Raw genomic sequence first — 12,676 nt, forward strand, 5'->3', positions numbered from 1 at the left:
GGTGATCAGCCGGCGGTCACGGGGACGCGGACGCCGTGCAGTGCGGCGGCGCGTGCGGTGAGCTCCAGCCGGTCGGTCTTCTTGTTGGTGTTCAGCGGGAACTCGTCCAGCTGGTGGTAGTGGCGCGGGATCAGCTGCGCGGGCAGCAGGCCGGCCAGGTCGCGGTGGAACTCCTGCGGCGAGCGCTGCCCTCCGAGGTAGAAGGCAACCAGTTCGGTGCTGTTGGCCACGGGTACGCCGACGACGACCGCGTCGGTCACCGGGGTGCCGGCCCGCAACGCGTGTTCCACCTCGGCCAGTTCGACCCGGTAGCCCTGCACCTGCACCTGGGAGTCCGTACGGCCCAGGTAGACCAGTTCGCCTCCGGCGAGCCGGCGGACCCGGTCACCGGTGCGGTACCAGAGGACGCCGCCCTGCTCCAGGTACTTGCCGGCTCCGTCCTCGGGGTCCAGGTAGCCCGCCGACAACTGTGGTCCTGACAGCCACAGTTCGCCTTCGTCACCCGCCGGGGCGCCCTGTTCGTCCAGGAGCAGTTCCGCGTGGCCGTCGTGGAGCAGGCCGAGCGGTACCACCCCGTTGACGCCGAGCCGGGTCGACTCCTGCGGGGACCAGCGGTGGCGGTGCGTGGTGATGGTCATCTCGGTCGGGCCGTAGACGTTGATCACCGCGGAGTGGGGGGCGGCCCGCTGCCAGGCGTCGGTGTCCTGGAACTGGAGCGCCTCGCCGCCGAAGTACGTCCAGCGCAGCGAGGGCATGCTGCCCGGCACCAGGCGGCCGGTGCGGCGGGACAGCGAGATCACGCTGGGCGCCGAGAACCAGACGGTGATGCCGTGCTCCGCGACGAAGGCGGGCAGGTCGCGGTAGGCGTGGGGGGAGACCGAGACCAGCGGGGCGCCCACCGCCCAGGCGCACCACAGGTCCGAGACCGCGGAGTCCCAGTTCAGGTTGGCGGCCTGGGAGAAGACGTCGTCGGACGTGAAGTCGTACCAGGTGTCCATCAGCGCGAAGTAGTGCGCCGTGTTGCCGTGCGTGAGCCGTACGCCCTTGGGCCGGCCGGTGGAGCCGGAGGTGAACAGGATGTAGGCCACGTCGTCGGGAGCGGCGGACCTGGGTTCCGTCAGCGCGGTCTGCGGCCCGGCGAACAGCGGAAGGGGTCCGCCGGCGGCCAGGGCTTCCGCCTCCTCGCGGCCGAGGTCCGGTGCGAGCACCGGGAGTTCACGGAGGTCCGCCGCGAGGCCCGTGGCACGTCCTGCGGCATCACGGAGCAGGGCCGCGCCCTCCTCGTCGACGACGAGGGCGGAGACCTCCGCCGCGGCGAGCATCGAGGCGATCTTGCCGGGCGGGAAGTCGGCCAGGAGCGGCACCGCGGTGAGTCCGGCGTACAGGCTCGCCAGGACGGCCACGTACGCGGTCACGCTGCGGCCCGCCAGGATGCCGACGGCCTTCGGCGGGCCGCCGGGGGCGCTGAGCAGTGCCCCCGCCCACGACAGGGCCAGTTCGTGGGCCGTCGTGTAGTCGACGGTCTCCTTCCCGACGCGCACCGCCACCCCCCGCGGTGAGCGTTCCAGACCGCGCAGGAAACGTGCGTGCAGCGCGGTCCGCGCCAATGGTTCCATTTCTGCTCCTCCTCGCCAGAATTACCGGCAAGCTCTTTTCCGGACGCTTTCCGGGCGCATTTCCGGGACGCATTGACAGCCGTCGGCGGCCGCCCTCATCATTCCCGTATGCCAGAACTCACGAATCACACCTGGGACGGCGCATTCGAGGCCGTCGTACGCCCGTTCCTGCCCTACCTCTCCCCCGACGAGAAACTGACCGGGGATTCACAACTCCGTGACCTGGGGCTTGACTCCATGGGCACGGTCGAACTGCTCGCCGCCCTGGAAGGCGCCTATGACGTCCGTTTCCTGGACGACGCGCTGAAACTGGAGAATTTCGCGAGTCCGGACGTCCTCTGGAACACCCTGATCACCGAAACCGAATCTGCCGCGTGAGAAAATCGATCCACCGACCGGCCCGACGAGGATGCCATATCCGAGTCGGGCCGTTTCTCTTTCGGCGGGAGGAAAAGACGGTCAGGAGACCAGCCGCTGGAAACCCTCCTCGATCCTGTCGAGAGTCGAGCGGACGTGCGGCAGGGCGAGCGGGTCCCGCGCGTCGAGCGAGAGCTGCTGCTGCTCCGCCGTGTCGCCGTAGAGCATGCTGGTGGCACATTTGAACCGCAGGGCGTCCCCCTCGTCGCCGAGCAGGTGTCCCGCGAGCACCACGATCCCGAGGTCCAGCATCCGGCGGGCCAGCGTCGGCGAGTCGGTCACCTCGTACTTCGCCAGTTCCTCGCGGACCGGTTCGAAGTCGGGGTAGACGTAGAACGCCCCGGTCGGCGGCCGGCAGCGCGCGCCCGCCTCGACGGTGATGCGGTGGACCTCGCGCGCGACGGCCCCGTGCAGCCGGGCGCTGTCCCGGAGCCGGTCCCGGACCTCCTGCGGCTCGCTGAAGGCGTACTCGGCCACCGCCTGCATCGGCCCCGCCAGCGTCGACCAGACCTCACTGGCCACGGACACCACTCCGGTACGGATCCACTCGCCCCACGGGCCCTGCGGGAAGCGGGCCACGCCGATGCGCCAGCCGCCCAGGGCGAGGCTCTTGCTCAAGCCGGTGGCGATGACCGTGCACTCGGGGGCCACTTCGGCGGGGCTGAGGAACTCGGTGGCCGGGTCGTGCACCACGTCCCGGTAGATCTCGTCCGAGACGATCAGCAGGCCCTCCTCCTGTGCGATCGCGCACAGTTCGCGGATGAGCGGGGGCGGTGCAAGGGTGCCGGTCGGGTTGTCCGGCAGGGTCAGCACCATGATGCGCGGGTCGCGGCCCAGCACGCGCGCCGCGGTGATGCTCTCGCGCAGGGCGTCCGGGTCCGGTACCCCGCCGCACTCCTCGGGGATGGGGACGGCGATCGGGTGCTTGCCGGCCAGCCGGGCCTGCGGAGCGTACGTGTTCCACGCGGGGCGGGGCAGCAGTACGTCGCCGGGGACGGCCAGGTTCAGGGCCATCAGCAGCGGCTTGCTGCCCGGGGCGACCACGATCTGGTCGGCGTCGGTGGGGATGCGTCGGCGGTCGAAGTACCCAGCGACGGCGCTCCGGACGCCGGGCGCGCCGGCCACCGGACCGTAGGCGTTGCGGGTCGCCCCGGCGGCGAGCCGCTCCACCAGCGGCGCGAACGCGGGCAGCCTGGACTCCCCGAAGCCGAGGTGGATCAGGGGCTCGCCGGCCGCCCGGCGTTGTGCCACCAGCTGGTTGAGGGCCAGGTTGGGTGACATCCGCATGTCGCTCATGCCGGGCTCCCCACCGATGCGGCCGCCTTGGTGCCGAAGAGCTCCTTCTCCCCCTGCCAAGCCGGTCCCGCGATGGCGCGCGCGATGTCGGCCGGTACGGTCCGGTCGAGGCGCAGTTCGTCCAGCCACGCGGCCTCGGGGTCGAAGTGCGCCAGGAAGGGGCGGCCGACCAGAGCGGGATCGCGGGCCTGGACCATGTGCAGCTGGAAGAACCGGCCCTCCGCGTTCTCGACGACGCCGTCCACGGCCACCTTGCCGGGGGTGGCGGACATCACCGGGCCGCGGACCGTACGGGCCAGGCCCGGCAGGGTGCGATAGGCGGAGCGGAATATCTCGGACGCCCGGGCGAGCGGCACCCGGAAGTATTCGTAGGGGCCGGTGTCGCGCTCCACGAACATGTAGTACGGGACGGCGCCGACGGCGAGTTCGGCCCGCCACATCGCGCTCCAGACGTCCGGGTCGTCGTTGACCCGGGCGATCAGCGGCGCCTGGCAGTAGACGACGGCGCCGGTGGACCTGATCCGGGAGATGGCCTGCCGGGCGAGGTCGGTGGCGAGTTCCCGGGGGTGGCTGAAGTGCGCCATGACGGCGAGGTTGCGGCCCGAGGCGACGACCTTCTCGAAGAGGCGCAGCACGTCGTCGGCGTCCGGGTCGCCGACGAAGCGCTGCGGCCAGTACGCGACGGACTTCGTGCCGATCCGGATGGTCCGTACGGTGTCCACCGAGAGCAGCGGCTCCAGGTGGGCGCGCAGCCGCTCGGTGGACATCACCATCGGGTCGCCGCCGGTCACCAGCACGTCGGTGACGTCGGGGTGCGCCCCGAGGTAGGAGATGAGGCCGCTCGGGTCGGGCGCCGCGAAGCGCAGGTCGGCGTCGCCGACGAACTGGGCCCAGCGGAAGCAGTAGGTGCAGTACGAGTGGCAGGTCTGGCCCTGGCTCGGAAAGTACAGGACCGTCTCGCGGTACTTGTGCTGGAGCCCGGCGATCTCGGCGCCGTCCCGGGTGGGGACGTTGAGCTCCTTCTGGCCGGACGGGTGCGGGTTGAGCCGGCCGCGGATCTGCTGGACGAGGGTCCGCAGGGCGATCTTCGACGCGGGGTCCGCGGACAGGGCGGCCAGGTCCCGCTCGTTCTGCTCGGTGAGCATCCCCTTCTGGGGGAAGACCAGCTGGAACATCGGGTCGTCCGGGATGCGGTCCCAGTCGATCAGCTGCGACAGGACGTACTCGTTGACCCGGAAGGGCAGCACCATCGACACGAGCCGGACGGTCTCCCGTATGCCGGCGGGCAGGCCGTGGCGGTCGGCGATCTCGTCGAGCTGCCGCGGCCCGTACGCGCGGAACCGTGCCGTCTCGACAGAATCGGTTGCCAGCAGGGACATGCGGATATTCCTCCAGCCTGGTGCCTGGCAGTTCCGAGCGTGCGCTCGAATGCGGTTCGATGCTAGGGAGAGGAATCGGCCACCGGACCCCAGATCGGACCCCAGCCCCACCCTTACGGCGACCCCGGCGGCCCGGCGCCCGCGGAGGGGTTGCCGGACGGACCTCGGGCATGACGAAGCCGCCCAGGACCGGCGGGGGTTCAGGTCCTGGGCGGCTGTCATCGGGCCCTGTGGAGGGGGCCTGTGGGGGGGTGCGGAGGCGCCTGCGCGCGTCGAGACGCCTGCGCGGGTCGAGACGCCTGCGCGGGTCGAGACGCCTGCGCGGGTCGAGACGCCCGTGCCTTACGCGGTGCCCGGGCCCGGCTGCCCGGCCCGCTCCACCGGGGCGGCCTGGGCAGCGAGTTCCGCGGCCCGCTGGTTGTCGGTCTGGACGGCGCGCAGCCCGATCAGGGCGAAGACGGCAGCGCCGGCCATCACGACGGCGCCGGCCACCGAGGCCGCGTGCACCTCGGTCGTGAACGCGGCGCGGGCCGCCTCGATCAGGCTGGTGGAGGCTTCTCCGGAGAGCTTGCCTGCGGTCGCCAGGGCGCCGCCGATGGTCTCGCGGGCCGGGCCCAGCGCCTCGGCCGGCACTCCGGCCGGGGCGTCCAGCGCGGAGCTGTTGCGGTAGACGGCGGCGCCGATGCTGCCCAGGACGGCGACGCCGAGGGCGCCGCCGAGCTCCTGGCCGGTCTGGAGCAGGGCGGAGGCGGTACCAGCCCGCTCCGGCGGCACCTGGCCGACGACGAGCTCGGTGACGAGGGTGAGGACCGGGGTGAGCCCGACGGCGAGCGCGATGATGCCGATCAGGATCAGGACCAGGCCGTCCTCGGCGGGCACCTGGGTGAGCATCAGGAGGGCGAGCGTGGCGATGGTGAACCCGGCGCCGATGATGTGGGCGGGCTTGACCGTACGGACGAGCACGGTGGCGATGGGCACGACGGCGCCCACGGCCAGGGTGCCGGGGATGGTCCACAGCGCGGACTTCAGCGCGCTCATGCCGAGGACCGACTGCATGTACTGGGTGCTGAAGAGCGAGTAGCCGACCAGGGTGAAGCAGGCCAGCATGTTGACGGTCACCGAGGCGCCGAAGGCGCGGTTGCGGAACAGTGAAATGTCGATCATCGGGTCGCTGCTGGTGCGCTGGCGCCGCAGGAACAGCGGGACGATGGCCAGACCGACCGCGATGGCGACGACGTGGGTGACGGAGAAGCCGTCCACGGCGATCTTCTTGAAGCCGTAGATGACCGGCAGCACGATGGCGAGCGAGAGGGCGGCGCTGATCAGGTCGAACTTCCCGGCCGCCGCGTCCCTGAACTCAGGCAGCAGGAACGGCGCCGTCACCAGCAGGAGCAGCATCACCGGGACGTTGATGAGGAAGACCGAGCCCCACCAGAAGCCGGTCAGCAGGGCGCCGCTGACGACGGGGCCCAGCGCCGCGCCGGCGGCCATGCCGGTGGACCACACCGCGACGGCGGTGCGCCGCTGGGTCTGGTCGCGGAACAGGTTGCGGATCAGCGCCAAGGTGGACGGCATGAGGGTCGCGCCGCCGATGCCCTGCAGCGCCCGGGCGATGACGACCATTTCGGGGTTGGAGGCGTAGGCGGCGAGCAGGGAGCCGCCGCCGAAGACCACGGCACCGATCAGCAGGAGGCGGCGGCGGCCGATGCGGTCGCCGAGCGCGCCCATGGTGAGCAGGACTCCGGAGAGGACGAAGCCGTAGATGTCGATCATCCACAGCTGTTCGCTGCCGGACGGCTTCAGGTCCTCGCTGATGGAGGGGATCGCGAAGTAGAGGACCGTCAGGTCCATGGAGACGAGCAGCACGGGCAGGAGCAGAACGCCGAGGGCGATCCATTCCTTGCGGCCCGCTTTGACCTCCGGTCCGGTGTTGTCGTTCTCGCTCAGGGAGCTGGTCATGGGGGCTGTCCAATGCTGTCGGGACGGGGCGTACGTATCAGTGAACGGAAAGCGGGGGATGCGCGGGGAGCGTCCGGACGCGAACAGGGGTCAGGACAGGGGTCGAAACAGGGGTCCGTACAGGGGGGCCGGGGCGGAGCGGGGGTCAGCCTTCCTCGGCGGCGCGCGCCGCCAGCGCCCTGCGGTCGGTCTTGCCGTTGGGGGTGAGGGGCAGGCCGGGGATCAGGCCGACCTTGCGCGGAACCATGTACTCGGGCAGGGTCTGCTTGCAGAACGCGCTGATCACGAGGGGGTCGGCGGTGAACCCACGGGCCGGGACGACGTACGCGTACAGTTCGGGGTCGTCGCCCTGCCGCGGGCGGACCACCGCCGCGGCCGCTTCGACGCCCGGGAACTCCAGGAGCCTGCGCTCGATCTCCCCCAGCTCCACCCGATTGCCGCGGATCTTGACCTGGAGATCGGATCGGCCGACGAAGTACAGCTCACCACTCTCGCCGCGGTATGCCAAGTCATTTGACTTGTAGACGAGTTGGCCGGACCTGGGATTGAGCGGATCGGGCACCAGGACGGCCCGGGTCGCCTCCGGATCGTCCCAGTACCCGGTGAACAGCGAGGGACCGCGCAGGTGGATCTCGCCCACCGCACCCGGCTCCTCGACGGGCCGGCCGTCCTCGTCGATCAGCAGCATCTCGGCGCCGGGGTAGGCGAATCCGATGGAGAGCTTGTCGGCGCCCTCCGGCAGCGGGTTCGGCACGTCGGTGAGGGAGAAGGCCATCGCCTCGGTGGGGCCGAAGCAGTTCACCACCCGGGTCCGTGGCAACAGGCTCTGCAACTGCCGCAGTTCCGGCAGCGGGAAGGCCTCGCCGGAGAAGAGCACCCCGCGCAGTTGGCCGGCCAGGGCGGCCAGCCCCTTGGCCTCGTGGCGCAGTACGGGCCGCCAGATGGACGGCACCCCGTCCACCTGCGTGGCGCCGGTCTCGGTGAGGAAGCGCAGCAGCCTGCGCGGCCAGTGCATCAGTTCCCGCGGCACGGGGATCAGCTGCGCGCCCGAGCCGAGCGCGAGCCCGATGTCCAGCAGTGCGAAGTCGAACTGGAGCGGCGAGGTGGTGGCGAGCCGGTCCTCGGCCGTGACGATGGAGTGCTGGAGCATGCCCCGGTAGAAGGAGAGCACTCCGCGGTGGCTCATGACCACGCCCTTGGGGCGCCCGGTGGTGCCCGAGGTGAAGATCATGTACGCGGCGTCGGTGCCGACCGCCTCGCGCCGGTGCCGGGTACGGGGAGCGGGGGCGCGCTCCACGGTGATGCCGTCCGGGCCGAACCGGGCCGTGCCGATGGACTCCGGGACCTCCTCGCGCTTGCCGTCCGCCGTCTGGAGGTGCAGCGCGGGCTCGGCGGTGGCGGCGATGGCCAGCAGCCGCGGGGTGGGGACCTCCGGGCTCACCGGGATGAAGGTGAGCCCGAGCATCGAGCAGGCGAGGAGCACGGCCACGGCGGCCGCGGAGTTGTCCGACTCCAGGATCACCCGGTCGCCGATGTCGAGGCCGAGCGTGTCCAGGGTGAGCGCGTAGTCGTGGGCCCTGCGCTCCAGCTGCCGGTAGGTCAGGACGCGCGAGGAGCCGTCCGGGCCGGCCTCCCGGACGGCCGGGCTGTCCGGTGCGGTCCTGGCCGCCGCCAGCATGAACTCGTGGATGCGCTCGGCCGGTCCGTGGACCGCCGCCGGGCGTACGGTGCTCAGGCTCACCGTCGTGCCACCTCTCTTCGTCTCGGTCGGTACCGTCGTCGTCCGGCTCATCAGGAGATCCGCTCCTTGAGCTCCGTCAGCCAGCGGTCGATGACGGGGGCCGTCGTGTCCACGTGCTGCTCGACGATGGTGAAGTGCGTGCCGGGGACGGTCGCCACGGTGTCCGCGCCCTCCCAGTCGGCCTGCCAGTCGGCATCGGGCTCGATCTCCGCGGCCTCCCCCATCTCGAAGAGGTCCCCGGCCCGGACGAAGAGCACCGGCGCCTCGATGGCGTCCTGCCGGAACTGGGGCAGGAGCTCCACGTACCGCCCCATGGCGGAGAGTTCGGCGCTGCTGAAGTTGCCCAGCGTGGCCGCCTTGCCGGGGACGGCGAAGGCCATCTGGTCGAAGATCGCGTCGTTGGTCTCGCCCATGTAGTACGTGTCCAGCAGGACCAGCCCGGCGGGCCGTACCCCGTGGACCCGCTCCAGGCGGGCCACGGTGGCGTGGGCGAGCAGACCGCCCGAGGAGAAGCCGAGCAGGGCGAACGGCTCGCCGCCGGCGGTGCGCAGCACGGCTTCGGCGAGGACGTCCACCGCCGCGTCGAACGACTCCGGCAGGGCCTCGCCCCGCCCGAACCCGGGGGTGGGGATACCGGACACGGGCATCGAAAGCCGGGCCGCGAGCCGCGCGTGCTGGTGCACGCCGCCCGCCACGGTCGGCGTGCTCAGGCAGATCAGCCGGGGCACCTGCGCGTCCTCGCCCTGCGGCCGGGTGCGTGCCCCGTAGGACACCGCCGCGGGCAGTTCCGCCAGGTCGGCCGCCGAGCCGAAGGCGGGCCGCAGCGCGGCCACGGAGCGCAGCATGGCCAGGCCGGGCTGGAGGTTCCCCGACATGATCGCGTCGAGGAACAGCCCGTACAGCGTGTCGTCGAGCCGCTCGTCGGCGTGTCCCGACGGCGCGTCGGCCTGCCCGGGCTCCCCCGGGGCGGCGCCCAGCCGCTCGGCGAGCAGCTCGGCCAGGGCCAGCGGGTTCTTGCTGTCGAAGACCACCATGGCCGGCAGGGACAGACCGGACGCCGCGTTCAGCCGGTTGCGCAGCTCGACCGCCGTAAGCGAGTCGAATCCGGCCTCCAGGAAGCCCGCTTCGGCGTCCACCGCGCTCGCGTCGGCGTGTCCGAGGACCTCGGCCGCGTGGGTGAGCACCGCGTCGAGTACGGCCTTCCCGCGCTCGGCGTCGCCGAGCGCGCGGACGTTCTCGCGCAGCGCGCCGGCTTCGGCGGCTCCGGCCGCGGCGCCGGCCCGGCGCCGCACCGCGGGTGCCAGGCCGCGCAGCAGCGCGGGCACCTCGTCGGTGCGGGCCCGCAGGGCGGCCTGGTCCACCCGCAGCGGTACGAGGGCGGGGGCGTCGGCCGCGACCGCCGCGTCGAAGAGCCACAGGCCCTCCTCCTCGGACAGGGCGGGCGTTCCGCTGCGCCGCATCCGCTGGAGGTCGGCCTCGCCGAGCCACTGGCTCAGCCCGGTCTCGGTGTCCCACAGTCCGAACGCCATCGAGGTGGCCGCGAGACCCCGCGAGCGGCGGTGGGCCGCGAGCCCGTCGAGGAAGACGTTCGCCGCCGCGTAGTTGCCCTGTCCGGCGGCCATGACCAGGCCGCCGGCCGAGGAGAACAGCGCGAACACGGACAGGTCGTGACCGGACGTCAGCTCGTGCAGGTTCCAGGCGGCGTCCGCCTTGGCGGACAGGACGGTGTCCACCTGCTCCGGGGTGAGCGCCCCGACCAGGCCGTTGTGCGCCACACCGGCGGCGTGGACGATCCCGCGCAGCGGGTGCGCCGGGTCGATGCCGTCGATCAGGGCGGCGACGGCCTCCCGGTCGGACACGTCGCAGGCGGCGATGTCCACCCGGGCGCCGAGCGCCGCCAGTTCCTCGCGGAGCCCGGCCGCGCCCGGCGCGCCCGGTCCCCGCCGGCTGGTCAGCAGCAGGTGCCGTACGCCGTGCGCGGTCACGAGGTGCCTGGCGACGAGCGCCCCCAGACCTCCCGTACCGCCGGTGATCAGGACGGTTCCCTCGGGGTCCCAGGGCGTGTCGCCGCCCGCAGCCGCGGACCGGGTGAGGCGCGGCGCGAGGACCTTGCCCCGCCGGATCGCGAGCTCGGGCTCGCCGGAGGCGAGCGCGGCGGCCAGCGCCTTCGGGGACACCTCGGCCTCCTCCAGGTCCAGCAGGACGAACCGGCCGGGGTTCTCCGCCTGCGCGGCCCGGACCAGCCCCCAGACGGGGGCCTGCCGTACGTCGACCGGATCTCCGTCGGCCACGGCCGCGGCCGCCCGGGTGACCAGGACCAGCCGCGACTGCGCGAAGGCCGGCTCGGCCAGCCAGTGCTGTACGGCGGCGAGCGCCGTGCCGACCGCTGTCCGCACCCCGGCGGGGACCTCCTCCTCCCGGCCCGCGCCGGGCCCGGTCGCGAGGACCGGCAGCAGCACGGCGTCCGGTACGCCGGCGCCCTCCGCGCCCACCGCGTCGAGCCCGGCGGCCACCGGAACGCCGGCGATCTTCAAGCCGGGGCCCGCGACCGCCCACGCTCCCCGCGGTCCGGATCCGCCGCCGGCCGGCTGCCAGTCGACGGCCAGGAGCGCGTCCCGGAACCCGCTGCCGGCCAGTTGCTCGGCGGCGACCGGGCGCAGTTGCAGCGCGGCCACCGAGGCCACGGGGGCTCCGGCCGGGTCGGCGAGGTCGATGCGTACGGCGTTGCGCTGCCCCTCGACGGGCGCGAGGCGAACGCGTACGGCGGTCGCGGACGCGGCGTGCAGGGTGACGCCCGCCCACGAGAAGGGGAGCAGGGCGACCCCCTCGTCCTCCTCGGCGCCGAGCCCGCCGAAGCCGAGCGCGTGCATCGAGGCGTCGAGCAGCGCCGGGTGCAGTCCGAACCGTCCGGCGTCGGAGTGCGCCTGCTCGGGCAGCTCGATCTCGGCATAGAGCGCGTCGCCCTGCCGCCAGGCGGCGGTCAGGCCCCGGAAGACCGGGCCGTAGCCGAAGCCGCGTTCCTGGAGCCGGTCGTACAGTCCGGCGGCGTCCAGCTCGGCCGCGCCGGTGGGCGGCCACGCGGTGAGGCCGTCACCGGGCTCGGTGGCGCCGGGCGCGAGGAAGCCGTCGGCGTGCCGGGTCCACGGCTCGTCGGGCCGGTTCTCCGGCCGGGAGTAAACCTGCACGGTGCGCCGGGCCCGGGCGTCGGGTTCGCCCACGACGACCTGGAGGGCCATGCCTCCGCGCTCGGGCAGGACGAGCGGGGCCTGGAGGGTGAGCTCTTCCAGGAGGCCGCAGCCGACGTGCTCGCCGGCCTGGAGCGCGAGCTCCACGAAGCCGGTACCGGGGAGCAGGACGCTGCCGTGCACGGCGTGGTCGGCCACCCAGGGCTGGGCGTCCGGCGAGATCCTGGCCGTGAAGGTCACCGCCTCGGAGTCGGGGGACGGCAGGACGGCCGCGAGGAGCGGGTGGTCCAGGGCGTCCTGGCCGACGGCGATGGCACCGGTGGCGGGTTTGGCGGCGTCGACCCAGTAGCGGGTGCGCTGGAAGGGGTAGGTCGGCAGGTCGACGAGCCGGGCTCCGGTGCCGGCGTAGTACGCCTCCCAGTCGATGCGCACGCCGTCCACGTGCAGCTGGGCGAGGGCGGCGACGAGCGACTCGGGCTCCGCGCGGTCCTTGCGCAGCGCGGCCGCCGTCACGGCCTGCTCGGCGTCGAGTACCTGCTGGGCGAGACCGGTGAGGATCCCGTCGGGTCCGATCTCCAGGAAGCGGGTGACGCCCTCCTGCTCCAGCGCACGCACGGCGTCCGCGAAACGGACGGCCTCACGGACCTGGCCGGCCCAGTACTCGGGCGACTGCCAGTCCGCACCGGGACGGTCACCCGTCACCGTCGAGACGGCCGCGATCCGCGGCTCGCCGTACGTCAACTCCCCTGCGATCGAACGGAACTCGTCGAGCATCGGATCCATGAGCGACGAGTGGAAGGCGTGCGAGACGGCCAGACGGCTCGTCTTGCGACCGGTCGCCGCGAAACGCTCGCCGAGCGCGAGGACCGCCGCCTCCACGCCCGAAACCACCACCGATTCCGGCCCGTTGACCGCCGCGATACCCACCCCGTCGGCGAGCAGGGGCAGCACCTCTTCCTCCGTGGCCTGGACGGCCAGCATCGCGCCCCCCGCGGGCAGCGCCTGCATCAGCCGGCCGCGCGCCACGACCAGCCGGGCGGCATCCGCCAGCGACAGCACACCGACGGCATGGGCCGCGGCCAG

General features: G+C 72.8%; 7 protein-coding genes. 1 reads left to right on the forward strand and 6 read right to left on the reverse strand.

Annotated features, from left to right (window positions below):
- Positions 1–5: 5 nt before the first annotated feature.
- A complete protein-coding gene (locus AB0D48_RS07170) occupies positions 6–1,616 on the reverse strand; it encodes an AMP-binding protein (protein WP_362391683.1) in 1,611 nt (536 codons plus the stop codon).
- Positions 1,617–1,724: 108 nt separating this feature from the next.
- On the opposite strand from AB0D48_RS07170, the gene AB0D48_RS07175 reads away from it, so the two are divergent.
- Positions 1,725–1,994: a phosphopantetheine-binding protein gene (locus AB0D48_RS07175; RefSeq protein WP_362391685.1), complete on the forward strand. Its 270-nt coding sequence runs from the start codon at positions 1,725–1,727 to the stop codon at positions 1,992–1,994.
- Between the two features lie 81 nt (positions 1,995–2,075).
- On the opposite strand, the gene AB0D48_RS07180 is transcribed toward AB0D48_RS07175, so the two are convergent.
- From AB0D48_RS07180 to AB0D48_RS07200, 5 genes are all read right to left on the reverse strand, one after another.
- Positions 2,076–3,329, reverse strand: a complete 1,254-nt coding sequence (locus tag AB0D48_RS07180) for a pyridoxal phosphate-dependent aminotransferase (RefSeq protein WP_362391687.1) — start codon at positions 3,327–3,329, stop codon at positions 2,076–2,078.
- Positions 3,326–4,708 (reverse strand): lysine 2,3-aminomutase, encoded by a 1,383-nt coding sequence (locus AB0D48_RS07185; protein WP_362391689.1) that lies wholly within the window; start codon positions 4,706–4,708, stop codon positions 3,326–3,328. Before AB0D48_RS07185 ends, AB0D48_RS07180 begins: the two co-directional genes overlap by 4 nt.
- A 342-nt stretch (positions 4,709–5,050) precedes the next feature.
- Complete coding sequence (locus tag AB0D48_RS07190) at positions 5,051–6,667, reverse strand: MFS transporter (RefSeq protein WP_362391691.1); 1,617 nt, start codon at positions 6,665–6,667, stop codon at positions 5,051–5,053.
- Positions 6,668–6,812: 145 nt separating this feature from the next.
- Positions 6,813–8,408, reverse strand: a complete 1,596-nt coding sequence (locus AB0D48_RS07195) for an AMP-binding protein (RefSeq protein ID WP_362391693.1) — start codon at positions 8,406–8,408, stop codon at positions 6,813–6,815.
- A gap of 50 nt (positions 8,409–8,458) precedes the next feature.
- On the reverse strand, positions 8,459–12,676 hold a 4,218-nt coding region (locus AB0D48_RS07200), incomplete at its 5' end, for an SDR family NAD(P)-dependent oxidoreductase (protein WP_362391695.1).

Source organism: Streptomyces sp. NPDC048269, assembly GCF_040652395.1.
Taxonomy (GTDB): Bacteria; Actinomycetota; Actinomycetes; order Streptomycetales; family Streptomycetaceae; genus Streptomyces.